The 14387-nt window shown below is 68.7% G+C and carries 15 protein-coding genes; 7 read left to right on the top strand and 8 right to left on the bottom strand.

Annotation, left to right across the window (positions count from 1 at the left end):
* Nucleotides 1–669 precede the first annotated feature (669 nt).
* On the top strand, nt 670–1527 hold the full coding sequence (locus V1L54_RS13650) for a C40 family peptidase (RefSeq protein WP_330118254.1): 858 nt from the start codon (nt 670–672) through the stop codon (nt 1525–1527).
* Between the two features lie 241 nt (nt 1528–1768).
* On the opposite strand, the gene V1L54_RS13645 is transcribed toward V1L54_RS13650, so the two are convergent.
* The gene (locus V1L54_RS13645) at nt 1769–3073 is read right to left on the bottom strand and encodes a geranylgeranyl reductase family protein (protein ID WP_330118253.1); all 1305 of its coding nucleotides are present in this window, start codon (nt 3071–3073) and stop codon (nt 1769–1771) included.
* Between the two features lie 106 nt (nt 3074–3179).
* Between V1L54_RS13645 and V1L54_RS13640 the strand changes: the two genes are divergently transcribed.
* A complete protein-coding gene (locus tag V1L54_RS13640; protein ID WP_330118252.1) occupies nt 3180–3692 on the top strand; it encodes a GNAT family N-acetyltransferase in 513 nt (170 codons plus the stop codon).
* Nucleotides 3693–3719: 27 nt separating this feature from the next.
* Here the strand turns inward: V1L54_RS13640 and V1L54_RS13635 are convergent, their stop codons facing one another.
* From V1L54_RS13635 to V1L54_RS13620, 4 genes are all read right to left on the bottom strand, one after another.
* On the bottom strand, nt 3720–4412 hold the full coding sequence (locus V1L54_RS13635) for a demethylmenaquinone methyltransferase (RefSeq protein ID WP_330118251.1): 693 nt from the start codon (nt 4410–4412) through the stop codon (nt 3720–3722).
* Nucleotides 4413–4596: 184 nt separating this feature from the next.
* Nucleotides 4597–4971 (bottom strand): peptidase inhibitor family I36 protein, encoded by a 375-nt coding sequence (locus V1L54_RS13630; RefSeq protein WP_330118250.1) that lies wholly within the window; start codon nt 4969–4971, stop codon nt 4597–4599.
* A gap of 590 nt (nt 4972–5561) precedes the next feature.
* Complete coding sequence (locus V1L54_RS13625; RefSeq protein ID WP_330118249.1) at nt 5562–6023, bottom strand: GNAT family N-acetyltransferase; 462 nt, start codon at nt 6021–6023, stop codon at nt 5562–5564.
* Nucleotides 6024–6159: 136 nt separating this feature from the next.
* The gene (locus V1L54_RS13620) at nt 6160–6399 is read right to left on the bottom strand and encodes a GntR family transcriptional regulator (RefSeq protein ID WP_330118248.1); all 240 of its coding nucleotides are present in this window, start codon (nt 6397–6399) and stop codon (nt 6160–6162) included.
* Nucleotides 6400–6542: 143 nt separating this feature from the next.
* On the opposite strand from V1L54_RS13620, the gene V1L54_RS13615 reads away from it, so the two are divergent.
* The 4 genes from V1L54_RS13615 to V1L54_RS13600 all read left to right on the top strand — a co-directional run bounded on the left by V1L54_RS13615 (nt 6543) and on the right by V1L54_RS13600 (nt 11057).
* Nucleotides 6543–6890, top strand: a complete 348-nt coding sequence (locus tag V1L54_RS13615; RefSeq protein WP_330118247.1) for a hypothetical protein — start codon at nt 6543–6545, stop codon at nt 6888–6890.
* 823 nt (nt 6891–7713) lie between these two features.
* Entirely contained in the window at nt 7714–8151 is a 438-nt protein-coding gene (locus V1L54_RS13610) for a type VII secretion target (RefSeq protein ID WP_330118246.1), read from the top strand.
* Nucleotides 8148–10382: a PPE domain-containing protein gene (locus V1L54_RS13605; protein ID WP_330118245.1), complete on the top strand. Its 2235-nt coding sequence runs from the start codon at nt 8148–8150 to the stop codon at nt 10380–10382. The genes V1L54_RS13610 and V1L54_RS13605 overlap by 4 nt, the downstream gene beginning before the upstream one ends.
* 27 nt (nt 10383–10409) lie before the next feature.
* Nucleotides 10410–11057, top strand: coding sequence for a hypothetical protein (locus tag V1L54_RS13600; protein ID WP_330118244.1), 648 nt, complete (start codon nt 10410–10412; stop codon nt 11055–11057).
* Nucleotides 11058–11060: 3 nt separating this feature from the next.
* Here V1L54_RS13600 and V1L54_RS13595 read toward each other — a convergent pair whose 3' ends face one another.
* The 3 genes from V1L54_RS13595 to V1L54_RS13585 form a co-directional block, all read right to left on the bottom strand.
* The gene (locus tag V1L54_RS13595; protein ID WP_330118243.1) at nt 11061–11621 is read right to left on the bottom strand and encodes a hypothetical protein; all 561 of its coding nucleotides are present in this window, start codon (nt 11619–11621) and stop codon (nt 11061–11063) included.
* A gap of 23 nt (nt 11622–11644) precedes the next feature.
* Nucleotides 11645–12844, bottom strand: coding sequence for a cyclic dehypoxanthinyl futalosine synthase (mqnC, locus tag V1L54_RS13590; RefSeq protein ID WP_330118242.1), 1200 nt, complete (start codon nt 12842–12844; stop codon nt 11645–11647).
* A 120-nt stretch (nt 12845–12964) separates the two neighbouring features.
* Nucleotides 12965–13852 (bottom strand): menaquinone biosynthetic enzyme MqnA/MqnD family protein, encoded by an 888-nt coding sequence (locus V1L54_RS13585; RefSeq protein WP_330118241.1) that lies wholly within the window; start codon nt 13850–13852, stop codon nt 12965–12967.
* A 255-nt stretch (nt 13853–14107) separates the two neighbouring features.
* Between V1L54_RS13585 and V1L54_RS13580 the strand changes: the two genes are divergently transcribed.
* Nucleotides 14108–14311, top strand: a complete 204-nt coding sequence (locus V1L54_RS13580) for a cold-shock protein (RefSeq protein ID WP_093660436.1) — start codon at nt 14108–14110, stop codon at nt 14309–14311.
* Nucleotides 14312–14387 lie beyond the last annotated feature (76 nt).

The following is a 14387-nucleotide window of genomic DNA, read 5'->3' as shown; positions in this document are numbered from 1 at the left end:
GCCGGTGTGCCGTTCACGAAGATCGTGTGTATGTGAGGCAGTTCACAAGCCCGAGTCGAGTGCATCCTATGCCCGCCCCTCTGTGATCTGCGACACGGGGTACGGCAAGGAGTTTGTGATCTCCACCACCTGACGAAGGATCATGATCGAACTCGGGTGAAGACCTTCACACCCGAAGCTCCGGATCGATCACAAAGCGTCATTGCACACCGCATCCATGCTGGTGAAAGGGGGTGTGCCGTATCAAGGAGCATCCGTCGTGCGCAAGTTTGCGCTGGACGGCCGATCCCTGTTAAAGGGTCGGCCGACCCCGTCGCACACCCGCCGCCCGGCCCTCCCGGGGCCCTCCCGGGCGAGCACCGGAGGAGCACGAAACGAGTCACGGACGTTACAAGATCGTGAATCCGTGCTCAATCTGTGACCTCCAACACGTCCGACCCCCATACGGAATCCGGGCCTTGCACCGGCGCGGCCCTGTGTGCCACCCCTCCGAAAGGAACCGGATCAATCGGACAACTGCGTGGTCACGACCCCACAGCGGGACAATGATCGATTACCGGAATGACCTCCGGCGGCATGTGAAAGGCACCCAAGCGGAGGCGTCTGTGCCGGGTGTGACGCAGGACACTCCTGTTGAACCGGAGCCCCATGGCTGATAGCCGTGGTGTCATGTCCCAGACCGCGCACAAACCCAGCCACCGGAAACCCCGCCGCAGCACCGGGCACCCCCTGCTGCGCCCGGGTGTTGCCGGTGGCGTCCTCAGCACCATCGCGGTGACCGCCGCGGCCGCCCCCTCCTCCGCAGAGGAGAAGGACCAGGTCACCGGCACCATCGAGATGCCCACGCTCACCGCCGGTCTCGCGGCCGACGCCCAGCAGGCCGGTGACGCGACGCAGGCGGTCGCGGTCCGGTACGAGGCCGAGGCGGCCCGCGTCCTGGCCGCCGAGACGGCCATGAAGAAGGCCGAGGCCAGGGCCGAGGCCGAGGCCGAGCGGAAGAAGGCCGCCGCCGAGGCCGCCCGGGAACGGGCCGAACGCGAGGCCGAGGCCCGGGCCCGCGCCGCCCGCGACGCCGAGCGCGCCGCCCTGGCCACCACCAAGACCGCCGAGACCGCCGAGACCGCCGAGAACACCGACAGCGGCACCACCGCCACCCAGGCCCCGGCGGGCAGCGGCAACGTGGCCGCCCTCATCGGCTTCCTGCGCGCCCAGGTCGGCAAGTCCTACGTGCTCGGCGCCACCGGCCCCAGCGCCTACGACTGCTCCGGACTGACCCAGGCCGCCTTCCGCCAGCTCGGCATCAGCCTGCCGCGCACCTCGCAGAGCCAGTCCACCGCGGGCGCCCAGGTCTCCCTGGACAACCTCCAGCCGGGCGACATCCTCTACTGGGGCGCCGCCGGCAGCGCGTACCACGTCGGCGTCTACATCGGCGGCGGCCGCTTCATCGGCGCGCAGAACTCCTCCACCGGCATCGTGGAGCGCGACCTGAGCTACGACCCGCCGTCGGGCGCGGTGCGCGTGCTGTGACGCCTCCGGCGTCCCCGTGACAACCGTGTGGGGCCCGGCCGGATCTCCGGCCGGGCCCCACACGCGTCCGCCCCCACCATCGGCCGCCGGGCCCGGTCCGCCACCGCCCCGCCCGCGGCAGCGCGCCCGGCGGAGCCGGAAGGCGCCGCCCACCCGGGCACGCCCGGCCGGCAGACGCGAAGCGCCCCGCACCGTCCGGGCCGACGGGCCCGGGCCGTACGGGGCACCCCGCGTACCCGCGCTACGCGCGCGGCGCCACCTTCGTCAGCCCGTTGATGATCCGGTCCATCGCGTCCCCGCCCGTCGGATCGGTCAGGTTCGCCAGCAGCTTCAGCGTGAAGCGCATCAGCATCGGGTGCGTCAGCCCGCGCTCCGCCGCCAGCCGCATGATCTTCGGGTTCCCGATCAGCTTCACGAACGCGCGGCCCAGCGTGTAGTAGCCGCCGTAGGTGTCCTTCAGGATCCTCGGGTAGCGGCGCAGCACCAGCTCCCGCTGGGCCGGGGTCTGCCGGGCGTGGGCCTGGACGATGACGTCGGCCGCGATCTGCCCCGACTCCATGGCGTACGCGATGCCCTCGCCGTTGAACGGGTTGACCATGCCGCCCGCGTCACCGACCAGCAGCAGCCCCCGGGTGTAGTGCGGCTGCCGGTTGAACGCCATCGGCAGGGCCGCGCCGCGGATCGGGCCCGTCATGTTCTCCGGCGTGTAGCCCCACTCCTCGGGCATCGAGGCGCACCACGCCTTGAGCACCTCCCGCCAGTCCAGCTCCTGGAAGGAGGACGAGGTGTTGAGCACGCCCAGCCCCACGTTGGAGGTGCCGTCGCCCATGCCGAAGACCCAGCCGTAGCCGGGCAGCAGCCGGTCCTCCGCGCCCCGGCGGTCCCACAGCTCCAGCCAGGACTCCAGGTAGTCGTCCTCGTGGCGCGGGGAGTTGAAGTACGTGCGCACGGCCACGCCCATCGGCCGGTCCTCGCGCCGGTGCAGGCCCATCGCCAGCGACAGCCGGGAGGAGTTGCCGTCCGCGGCGACCACCAGCGGCGCGCGGAAGACCACCGGCGTCTTCTCCTCGCCGAGCTTCGCCTCCACACCGGTGATCCGGCCGGTGCGCCCGTCGCGGACCGGCGCCCCGACGTTGCACCGCTCGTACAGCCGCGCCCCGGCCTTCTCGGCCTGCCGGGCGAGCTGCTCGTCGAAGTCGTCGCGCCTGCGGACCAGTCCGTAGTCCGGGTAGCTGGCCAGCTCGGGCCAGTCGAGCTGGAGCCGGACGCCGCCGGCGATGATCCGCAGCCCCTTGTTGCGCAGCCAGCCCGCCTCCTCGGAGACGTCTATCCCCATCGCGACGAGCTGCTTGACCGCCCGCGGGGTCAGTCCGTCGCCGCAGACCTTCTCCCGGGGGAAGGCCGTCTTCTCCAGCAGCAGGACGTCGAGCCCGGAGCGCGCCAGGTGGTACGCGGTGGTGGACCCGGCGGGCCCGGCCCCGACCACGATCACATCGGCACTGTGCTCGGAGCTTGCCTTCGAGGGGGACTCGGGGGACTCGGCCACGACGGACTCCCACAGAACTCGGTGTTCAACGTGCCGGTCGCGCCGGGCACTGGACAGGCTGCAGTCTATGGGGGCGCCCCGACACCCCGGAGAGAAGGGATGCCCCATGCCGTCCGCACCACCGGCGCCGCCGTTCTCGCTGCGCGTACCGACCGCCCGGGACGCCGCCGCCTGGCACCGCCTCTTCGACGACCCGGCGGTGATGAAGTTCTTCGCGGACCCGCACCCGGACCTGACCGGATACGGGGAACTCGCCGCGCGGCAGCGCCGGTACGCCGCCGAACTGGGCTTCTGCCTGTGGACGGTGCTGGACGGCGCCGGGGAGCCGGTCGGCTTCGCCGGCGCCCAGCCCTGGCGGAAGGAGTGGGGGCCGGTCGGCGAGATCGAGATCGGCTGGCGGCTGGGCAGCGCCCACTGGGGGAAGGGCTACGCCACGGCGGCGGCCCGCGAGACGCTGGAGCGCCTGCGGGCGGCCGGGGTGCGGCACGTCGTCGCCGTGGTCAAGGAGGGCAACGAGCGCTCCGTGGCCGTCACCCGCCGGCTGGGGATGCGTCCGGCCGAGAGTTACGTCTCGACGGTCTCGGGCGCGACGGCGGTCTGCCACCGCCTGGACCTGTGAGCCCTGTGAGCCCCGCGGCCCCGCGTCCTACGCGGCGAAGCCCCGGTGCAGGGCGACGATCCCGCCGCTCAGGTCGCGCCAGGCGACCTTCGTCCAGCCCGCGTCCTGGAGGCGGCGGGCCAGGGCGGGCTGGTCCGGCCAGGCTCGGATGGACTCGGCGAGGTAGACGTACGCCTCAGGGTTGCTGGAGACCGCCTCCGCCACCGACGGCAGGGCCCGCATCAGGTACTCGGTGTAGACCTTGCGGAAGGGCTCCCAGGTGGGGTGGCTGAACTCGCAGATGACGACCCGGCCGCCCGGCTTGGTCACCCGCAGCAGCTCACGCAGGGCGGCGTCGGTGTCCTGGACGTTGCGCAGCCCGAAGGAGATGGTGACGGCGTCGAAGACACCGTCAGCGAACGGCAGCTTCGTCGCGTCCCCGGCCGTGAACGGCAGCCACGGCTCGCGCCGCTTGCCCTCGCGCAGCATCCCCAGCGAGAAGTCGCACGGCACGGTGAACGCCCCGGCGGACGCGAAGGGCAGCGACGACGTCCCCGTACCGGCCGCCAGGTCGAGCACCCGCTCCCCCGGCCGCGCGTCCACGGCGCGGGCGACCGCCTTCCGCCACACCCGGTCCTGCCCGAGGGACAGCACGTCGTTGGTGAGGTCGTACCGGGCCGCCACCTTGTCGAACATCGCGGCGACTTCGCGGGGCTGCTTGTCCAGGGATGCGCGCGTCATGCGCTCATCCTCGCAGCCCCGCCCCCACCCCTCCGGCCCGCCCCGCCCCGTTCTCCGCCGTCGGCACACGCGCTCCGGTCGGTGAGACAACCGGGCACCGAGTCGCCCGCGTGCCGGGGGACGGCCCGGTCCGCCCGTCCGAAGCGGGCGGACCGGGCCGTTCCGACAGGGGACGGGGCGTTCCTCAGTAGAGGAAGTACGAGGAGATGCGGTTGTCCCACTCCGCCGGAGCCACCCACTTCTGGTGGGGCCCGATCTCCAGCCAGTCACCCCCGTAGTTCCTGTCCGAGAAGACCCGGATGCGGTAGTCGGAGTCGTTGATGATCGAGGAGATCCTGTCGTCCTTGCCGCTGAGGCCCGGCGACCAGACCGGGCGGTTCTCGAGCAGCCCCGTGAAGTCCGCACCGTCGTAGACGCACACCGGCGCCACGGTGGGATGCGGCCAGGGGCAGGTCTCCGCGGGCGTGGCCGCCGACGCGGCGGGAGCTCCCAGGGTCAGCAGGCCACCGAGGGACACGAGCGTGCCGAGCGCCACTCCAAGGCGACGAGTCTGCGACATGGTTCTTCTCCTTTGGTGTAGTGCGTCATGAGGAAACGACTGGGAAATCGGCACCGAAGCGATGGGGAGAGCCAGTGTTCCGGTGTTTCGGCTGACCCCCTGCGACGGGTCGTTCCATACGGAGCAGGGCCGAGCAGGCCCGTCGTGGCCCGGGACGGGGTCGAACAGGTACCGGCCCGCACCCGGCCGCAGCCGTGACCGTCCGCCCGGACGGGAGGCCGCCCGTCACCGCGCACGGTGACCATCTGCGTCCTGTGCCACCCGGAGACCGAACGCGGGACATTCCCCGTCGTCCGGAACAGCCTGCTCGTCATACAACCGCCTCTGTGTCCGTGGACACCGACACGTGCACTTGCGGATACCGGTCCAGCCGAACGGTTCAACGTGCAACAACGGCACGCGGTTCACCGGAGAGTTCCGACGGCGGCATGAAGGGGCGCGGCGAAGCCACGGTTCCGCTCCGCCTGCGAAACCTGCCCTTCACCATCCGTCCAAGAGGAAAGCGGCCTCGGGCGACCCGGGCCTTCGCCGTATGTCCACAGGTGCCGTGGCCTTCTGCCTACGGCGCCCGGCCGATCCCCCGGCCGTCGTCATCCCTGCGGCCGCCAGACGTAGCGGACGTCCGGTTCGCGTTCCTCGTTGCGCAGTCCGTCGGTGTACTCGGCCGCGACGAAGCCGTGCCGCTCGTAGAACCGCCGAGCCGGCCCGTTGACCTGGAACGTCCACAGGCCGAGACCCTGCGGCCGCCGCCGCTTGGCCAGTTCCGCGAACCGGTCCCCCAACCCCCGGCCGCGCCACGGCGGATCGAGGTAGAGCTGTTCCAGCTCCGCGCCGTCGAGCACCAGGAGACCGGCCACACGGTCCCCGGCGACCGCCACCCAGCTCTCGCACCGCGGCACCACAGCATGCGAGAACCAGTCCCGCACCTCGTCGTCACCGTGCGCGCGGCGCACGGTCGGCAGCGCGGCGGCGAAGGACCGCAGCCACACCTCGGCCATCCCGCCCGCATCGCGTTCCCCGGCCCGCCGGAGCACGAGGTCGTCACCGTCCACGGCGCGCGACTATGCCGGACGGGCACATCGACACAGCAGGCTTCAAGGCCACCGTCCACCGCATGCGTCATCACTGCCACCGGCCAATCACCCCGGTGCTGCGCCTGCCGGAACACAGCGTCGGCACCCGCCGGCTTCACCCTCCTCGGGGACCTACGACAAACGAGCCCAGCCCCGGTTCGGTACGCGTGAGCCCGGCTTCCCTCAACCCGCGCAGGGCTTTCTGCGCAGTGGCCACCGCCACTCCGAACTCCTCCGTGAGGGCCACGACGGACGGGACACGGCTGTTGGGAGGATAGGTCCCGTCTTCGATCCGGGCAGCGAGGATGTCCCGGACCTGGATCCACTTGGCTCGCGTCTCGTCAAGCTCCGTCATACGCCCGACCGTAGATCGGTGTAGTACTCACCGCGATCTATAGAATAGAGTAGAACCCCCTAGTACGCTTGACAAAAGAGAACCCCCGCGACGGCGGCAACCGTCCGGGGGCAATGGCCGATCACTGCTTAGGAGTGAACGACATGGCAAGGGTACTCACCGCCCTCCTCCTCCGGCTGTTTCCACCGTCCGGACGGCACCGCCGTACCACCGAGCCCGAGCCCCGCGTCCGGTGCAAGAAGCCCGGCCACTACGGCGCCGTGCACTGGCACCTGTGCCCGCCGTGCCGCCGGCCCGACATCCCGCGCCGCACGCTCATCCGCACCACCCGCGCCGTACTGACCGTGCCCGGCGGCCACACCCCGCACCCGCCCCGGCGGCACCTCCACCCGCACCAGGTGCAGGAGCAGCGGCGCCGGGCCCTGGAACTCGCACTGGACGGCATCGACGTCGGCCCGCAGATCATCCACGGCATGCGAGTGGCCGCGTGAACACCGTCCGGGCGGCCTTCTGCCGACACCGCGACCCTCGCCCGGCGAGAGTCGAGATCGCCTTCATCGCCCAGAACTCCGGCCCCGGCGTCTCCGTCGTCGCATGCCGGGAGTGCGCCACGCCGGTACTGAACCGCCACGCGGACCGCAAGCGACGTGCCCGCACCACCCCGGGCACGGACCCGGAGAGGCGAGGATGAGGCCCCGGACGGCGGAGAACTACTACTCCGCGTACTGCCGCTTCGGCGGCTGCGAAAGCTGCGACGAGGACAGACCACCGGCCCGCCCTGTCGAAGGCCTGATCCACCTGATCTGCACGTTCCCGTGCCACACCGCCCTTGAGCGGCGAGAAGCGGCCATAAGGGCCGCCGAACAGAAGCGGAAGTAACCCAGGAGAGTTCGAGGCGTCCCCGTGCCGACCGCCTGTCAGCCAGGTGGTCGGCACGGGGACGGCCGCTGTTGCGGCTGCTGTTCTCCGGCTCTCAGGTCTGCTCCAGCCATCGCAAGCGCTGCCCCAGGGACGAGGCACCGAGGTTCGCTGGGGAGACGCAGTCGATGAACCCATGATCGGGACCGGGACAGCGCGATCATGACGCGATGCCGGGGCCGACAGATGACTCCCTGAAACCCCGGCTCTTCCTGTCCCAGTCCCGATAGTGCCGACAGCGCCCCGTCAGGGCGCGCGGGGGGGGCGCACCACGCGACAAACATGCTCTCCGGCCCCTCCTCGACACGGGCTGTGTCCGAATCCTTTGCCTCACCGTCAGCAAGCCCGGTACACAGGGCACTTACAGGTGTCCGCGCTGTGACCAGAGGAAGCATCATGTCGTTCGATGAGGAGTGGGCCCAGCTCGTGGCCAAGGCCACACGGGAGCGGGAGACTCGCATGCGGCTCAACGGGGACAGCGGCGGGAGCAAAGGCGGTGGCGGGAAGAAGCTCCAGGTCACTCCAGACGAGCTCACCAAGCGTGCGGGCAGGACCGACGCCATCCGCGGTGACCTCGGCAAGGCCGACGACGCCGCGATGAGAGAGACGAAGCAGGTCGCGGCCGGCTTGAAGGGCTTCAAGTCCGCCGGAGCGTTCGCGGTCTTCCAGGAACGCTGGGAGGAGCAGATGAAGTATCTGCAGGGCCTGCTGAGCGACGGCGTCGCGAAGCCGTTGCGCTCGGCGGCAGGCGAGCTTCAGCGCGAGGACGGCGACCGGGCCAAGGTGATCGACGGGCTGAGGATCGAAGAGGACGAGAAGGCGGAGAAGAAGTGACGCTGGGCTACAGCACCGTCAAGGACGCCGATCTCGCTCCACTGTCCGAGGCGGTCACCAAGTGGCGGAACCTGCCCGGCCAGTTCGACACCATCGCCACCTCTTTCCAGAACGAGGTGTCCAAGGCCCTGCGCACCTCCGACTGGGAGGGGGAGGCCGCGGAGGCGGCCTTCAAGAAGTTCGACGGGGTGGAGAAACAGCTGAAGAACGCCTCCGAGGAGGCCAAGGACGTTCATCGGCTGCTCGACAACGCGCTGGAGAGCTTCCGCTCCGCCCAGAAGCGCCTTCGGGACGTCGCCTCCGAGGTGGCCGAGGACAGGAATCTGAAGCTCTCCCCCGCCGGGCTGGTGTATCTGGACCCTGACGACAAGAAGGAGCCCAGTCGGCTCGCCGTCCTCAAGCAGGCATACGAGGACGTGGTCCGTGGCTACAACAACCGGATCAGCACAGCCCTCGCCGACGCCACCGAGGCCGACACCGCACTGCACTGGGCCCTCTCCCAGGACCCCAACGGGCGCTCCTCCGGCTTCCACCCGGACATGTTCCACAGCATCAAGGACGCTCAGCGGGGGCGCCGCGAAGCCCGCAAGGACGCCGACACCCTCGTCAAGCTCACCGCGCTCGGCAGAGACATGACCGACGAGCAGCTCGCGCAGTTCAACCGCCTGGCCAGGAAGCACGAGGGCGACCCCTACTTCGCCGAGCGTTACGCGACCAAGGTCGGTCCCGAGGGAACCCTGCGGTTCTGGCAGGGCATCGCCGACCAGCGGCGTCACTCCGACAAGGACGCCCTGAAGACTCTGGCGGACGTCCAGAAGTCCTTGTCCTACACCCTCGCCACCGCCTCGCATTCCGAGAGCGACGCGATGCGGGAGTGGAAGAAGGAGATGATCAGGCTCGGGGACGAGCGCGTCTACTTCACCCACTCGGGCGCGGCAGCGAACCTCCCGAGCCAGGGATCCTACGGCTTCTCCATCATGAGCAGCCTGATGCGCCACGGCGAATACGACACCGGTTTCCTGAAGGAGTACGGGGAGAAACTCATCAAGTTCGAGAAGGACTACGAGGGAAGCCCCGAAGATCTCTGGTACGTGGACGACCACAAGGCCCGACTCAGCTTCGGTTCCGACTCCGGCAACGACCCCATGGCCGGCTACCTGGAGGCACTGGGGCACAACCCAGAAGCCGCCAAGGAGATGTTCCAGTCTGCCAAGTGGGCGAATAATCCAGAGGAGGTGGATAATCTGGATCCTGATTTGAATTACCTAATGCGCGAACGCGAATGGTTGAAGGATTCTGCTTCCAGCGAAAAGGAACACCTCGGCTACGGGTACGACGAACTGGGGCACGCCTTGGAAGCTGCCACCCTTGGAGTTCCCTATGACCGCCCCGATCTGGGCCTGCACCGTGACGCCACAACAGCGAACGTCATGAGCCAAGTAGTATCAGTCGTCGGCTTTGATTCCGACTACGTCACAAATCGCCCTGGGGTCGGTGATAGCTTGGCTAAAGCAGGCGCTGGCTACATGGACGACTTGAGCTGGGCCACTTCAAATTACGCCGACATAGACCACGATTCCGAGGTAAGAGACAGGGCTTTTCGGAACGACGGAAAAGACGGCCATATCAGACTCGGAGAGAACCTGACCAAAGACTTTCTGGAAAACGTGGGAAAGCATCCAGGAGGTTACGAGATTCTGTCTGCGGCACAGGAGACTTATGCAGTCAGCGCGCTGAAGAACTACCCCGAGCCCAACGAAGAACTGAACCGCATCATCGACACAAGCGCAAAGTTTCATTCCATTCTTGACAACGCAAGAGCCGAGCACATCGACAGCAACGCAGAGAACAAGAGTCAGGAGTACGCCGAAGCGGCGGAGTGGAAAAGTTTTGCGGTGAGCCATGGAGTCGGCCTGGGCGTAGGACTCGCCACCCTGCCCTTCGGGGGTCCCACTACTTCTGCAGCGGTTTCCTTTTTGGTTCCAACGATCATAGAAGGAGCCGGTGACGCAGTGGAAACCAAGCTTGGGATCGACATCGACCAGGCACTAAGGGAAAAGGAGAAAGAACTCGAGAGCAAAACAGAAATCGAGAAGGAAAAGTTCGAGGAAATCGGAAAATCGCGCGCCGCCGCCCCTCTCTCCGCATACGCAGAGGCTCACAACATGCCCAGCGACGACCCCTGGTTCTCGGAGCGCAGAAGATTCATCGAACTCTACTACGGGAAATAAAGAAGCAGGCAAAAGGTTGGAAGGTCGATGAGAAAAAGAAATTTTCCTTCCGGTTCGACGGCAGCAGCGGCCTTGTTCACCGCGATAGTTCTTGTCACGCTCCCGGGATGCACGGGAGAGAGTGGGGAGGACAAAGTAAGTGCGGAGTCAACTTGCGGCGGTCTTTCTAACGCTGCGGCCGCCGCACTGACCGATATTACAGGAGCGGATCGCTTCTACTCTTCCTCTCAGGCCGACGTCGAAGATTTCTCTGAAACCGTCCCCAAATCCGCAGAAGAAGGCAACAAAGATTCTCTGACTTTCTGCAGGGCGTCTTACCAGAAGGGCGAGGAATCGTCTAGCCCGGTGGTGCGCTTCACTCTGTCCGACAGATCCGAGGTGCCACCCCCTGCAAAAGAAGAAGTAATCGGGGAAAAGTATTTTCCTGTCGCCCTGCAAGCCGTAAGCGACACCAAGGGCGCTGATATATATTTTAACTGTCGCACATCGTGGGCAAAAAACAAAGATGGCTCTGCCGTGATACACGCAGAACTCGAGTATGAGATATCCAGTAAAGCTGGGATGAGTACCCTTCGGAGGAACATGGACATACTTCAGCATGTGGCGCGCAATGTCGCCGGGGAGCTGGGGTGTGAGAACCACGGGGACATCCCCGAGCGGGATGAGCCCTGGTAGGAGTCAGGCGCGGCGGTGGAGGAGGCGGCCGGCGAGGATCGTGGCCAGGCAGGAGCCGTCGGTCTCGTCGTGGACGGCGAGGTCGGCGCGGGCGCCCGGGGTGAGGGTGGCGGGCCGGGGCGCGGGGAGCACGGGCAGGCCCGAGCGCCGGACCGCCGTGCGGACCGCGGGGCGGGTGAACGGGCCGACCAGTGAGGTGACGCCCTCGCGCAGCAGGCGCTGCAGGCCGCGGCGGGCGCTGTTGCCCCAGCGCACCTCGTCCATCGCGAGGGCGGCCAGGGCGGGGCCCGTGAGCGGTTCGGTGCCGGGGATGCCGGGCAGGCCCACCTCGCGCGGGTCCGGGTGGTAGGCGGCCTCCAGCCAGGCCGCCGCGTCGGCCGCGCAGCGGCCGGGGCCGAGGACGCCGAGCCAGCGGCGGACGCGGGCGGCCGGGTACTCGGCGTCCAGCTCCGGCAACGGGCCGAGTGCGGCGATCCGGTCGCCCCCGACCGCCACCGCGTACCCGGGCAGCGGCTCGCCGTCCTCGGTGGCGCGGACGGCGAGCGGGGCGTGGATCGTCAGCAAGGGATCAAGGGGGTGAGGGCGGGTCAGGACGCGTCGATCAGCTTGAGTTCGGGGTGGGCCGTGCCGCCGTCGATCGCCGTGGAGGACAGGTGGGAGACGACCCGGTCGTCCACCGGGTCGTTCGCCGGGTCCTCGTGGACCACCAGGTGCTCGTACGTCGTGGCGCGCTGCGCCGGTACGCGGCCGGCCTTGCGGATCAGGTCGATCAGCTCCATGCGGTTGGAGCGGTGCTTCGCCCCGGCCGAGGAGACCACGTTCTCCTCCAGCATCACCGAGCCCAGGTCGTCCGCGCCGTAGTGCAGGGAGAGCTGGCCGATCTCCTTGCCCGTCGTCAGCCAGGAGCCCTGGATGTGCGCGACGTTGTCCAGGAAGAGCCGGGCGACGGCCAGGATGCGCAGGTACTCGAAGATCGTGGCCTGGGTGCGGCCCTTCAGGTGGTTGTTCTCCGGCTGGTAGGTGTACGGGATGAAGGCACGGAAGCCGCCGGTGCGGTCCTGCACGTCGCGGATCATCCGCAGGTGCTCGATGCGTTCGGCGTTGGTCTCGCCGGTGCCCATCAGCATCGTGGAGGTGGACTCCACGCCCAGCCGGTGCGCGATCTCCATGATCTCCAGCCAGCGCTCGCCGGACTCCTTCAGCGGCGCGATGGCCTTGCGCGGGCGCTCCGGCAGCAGTTCGGCGCCGGCGCCCGCGAAGGAGTCGAGGCCGGCGTCCCGGATGCGGGTGATCGCCTCCTCCACCGACACGCCCGAGACCTTCGCCATGTGCTCGACCTCGGAGGCGCCCAGCGAGTGGATCACCAGCTCGGGGAAGCGCTCCTTGATCGCGGAGAAGTGCTTCTCGTAGTACTCGACGCCGAACTCGGGGTGGTGGCCGCCCTGGAACATGATCTGGGTGCCGCCCAGCGCCACCGTCTCCGCGCAGCGGCGCAGGATGTCGTCCAGGTCCCGCGTCCAGCCCTTCGCCGTGTCCTTGGGGGCGGCGTAGAAGGCGCAGAACTTGCAGGCGGTGACGCAGACGTTGGTGTAGTTGATGTTCCGCTCGATGATGTACGTCGCGATGTGCTCGGTGCCCGCGTACCGGCGGCGGCGCGCCGCGTCGGCGGCCTGCCCCAGCGCGTGCAGCGGGGCGTGCCGGTAGAGCTCCAGCGCCTCCTCGGCGCTGATCCGCCCACCCTCCGCGGCACGGTCGAGTACGGACATCAGGTCGGCGTTCTCGGTCACCGGGCGGTCCTTTCGGGTCGTGCTGCGCTGTCCGGGGCGTCCTGGCGCGGGATCCGATCCAGCCTACGACAGCGCTCCGGGCGCGTTCCGGCCGGTCGGGGCGCGGGCTCGGGCCAGGAGTCAGGCCGGGAGTCGGGCCAGGAGTTCGACGCGTACGTCGGCGGGGAAGCCGGTGATGGGCCCGGTACGGCGGGCGAACTCGGCGATGCCCGCGAGCTGCCCGGCGCCCAGCCGGAAGTCCAGCGTGGTGAAGTACCGCTCCAGCAGTTCGGCGTCGAACGCCTCCCAGCGGGCCGCCTGCTCGGCCACCTTGCCGACCTCCGCCAGGGACAGGTCCCGGGAGGCGAGGAAGGCCCGGTGGACCTCGTGTACGTTCTCCGGCTCGCGGGCCAGGTAGTCGCGGCGGGCCGCCCAGAGGGCGAAGACGAAGGGCAGCCCGGTCCACTCCTTCCACATCGACCCCAGGTCGTGGACGTGCAGGCCGAGCCGGGGCGCGTCGTGCAGGGAGGCGCGCAGCGCGGCGTCGCCGATCAGCACGGCGGCCTGCGCCTCCTGCATCATCAGGCCCAGGTCGGGCGGGCAGGTGTAGTAGGCGGGGGTCAGGCCGTACCGCTCGGCGAGCAGCAGCTGCGCCAGCCGCACCGAGGTGCGGGAGGTGGAGCCGAGGGCGACGCGCTCGCCGTCGAGGTGCTCCAGCGGCACCTTGGAGACGATCACACAGGACATGACGGGCCCGTCGCAGCCCACCGCTATATCGGGCAGGGCGACCAGCCGGTCGGTGTGCCGGAGGAATTCCACGAGGGTGACGGGACCGATGTCGAGATTCCCCTCCACCAGCTGTTCGCTCAGCTTTTCCGGGGTGTCCTTCGTCAGTTCCAGGTCCAGCAGGGTGCCGGTGTGGACCAGGCCCCAGTAGAGGGGGAGACAGTTGAGGAACTGGATGTGCCCGACGCGGGGCCGCCTCCGGAGGGGCTCGGCGGCGGGCTGGCCGGGGGCAGAACTTTCCACCTGGTGAGACTACCGCCGGGTCGCCTGCCGGGCGGGCGGGGGTGGGCCCGGGAGGGTGTGACACGCGGCACGACGCGCCCGGGAAAGATCGCTCTTTCCCTCCCCGGGGCACCGTGCTAGGCTCGCAGCAAGTTGCAGTTTGGTTTCCTTGCAGTACAGAGCCTGCGGAGCATGTAACCGCAGGCTCTCGTCGTTTTCAGACTTCTTTCATGGGGTTCTGGAGCAGGGCAACCCTTATAGGCCCAAGGAGGGCTTATGGCTACCGGAACCGTCAAGTGGTTCAACGCTGAAAAGGGCTTTGGCTTCATCGCCCAGGACGGCGGCGGTCCCGATGTGTTCGTTCACTACTCCGCGATCAACGCCAATGGGTTCCGCTCCCTGGAGGAGAACCAGGCGGTCACCTTCGACGTGACACAGGGCCCGAAGGGCCCGCAGGCGGAGAACGTCACCGCGGCCTGAGTTGCCCCGGCTCGGCCAGGACCCTGGCCGTGTCGGCGTGGTCAGCCCACTCCCACGTGGCTGAGGCGCCGGCAGA

The sequence above is a fragment of the Streptomyces rubellus genome, from assembly GCF_036323805.1.
Taxonomy (GTDB): domain Bacteria; phylum Actinomycetota; class Actinomycetes; order Streptomycetales; family Streptomycetaceae; genus Streptomyces.
The sequence above is the reverse complement of the archived record's forward strand: the minus strand, read 5'-3'. Positions and strand labels throughout refer to the sequence as shown.

Coding starts and splice junctions, on each gene's coding strand:
- V1L54_RS13650 (WP_330118254.1), top strand. CDS start 670: ATGTCCCAGACCGCGCACAAACCCAGCCACCGGAAACCCCGCCGCAGC.
- V1L54_RS13640 (WP_330118252.1), top strand. CDS start 3,180: ATGCCGTCCGCACCACCGGCGCCGCCGTTCTCGCTGCGCGTACCGACC.
- V1L54_RS13635 (WP_330118251.1), bottom strand. CDS start 4,412: ATGACGCGCGCATCCCTGGACAAGCAGCCCCGCGAAGTCGCCGCGATG.
- V1L54_RS13630 (WP_330118250.1), bottom strand. CDS start 4,971: ATGTCGCAGACTCGTCGCCTTGGAGTGGCGCTCGGCACGCTCGTGTCC.
- V1L54_RS13620 (WP_330118248.1), bottom strand. CDS start 6,399: ATGACGGAGCTTGACGAGACGCGAGCCAAGTGGATCCAGGTCCGGGAC.
- V1L54_RS13615 (WP_330118247.1), top strand. CDS start 6,543: ATGGCAAGGGTACTCACCGCCCTCCTCCTCCGGCTGTTTCCACCGTCC.
- V1L54_RS13610 (WP_330118246.1), top strand. CDS start 7,714: ATGTCGTTCGATGAGGAGTGGGCCCAGCTCGTGGCCAAGGCCACACGG.
- V1L54_RS13600 (WP_330118244.1), top strand. CDS start 10,410: ATGAGAAAAAGAAATTTTCCTTCCGGTTCGACGGCAGCAGCGGCCTTG.
- V1L54_RS13580 (WP_093660436.1), top strand. CDS start 14,108: ATGGCTACCGGAACCGTCAAGTGGTTCAACGCTGAAAAGGGCTTTGGC.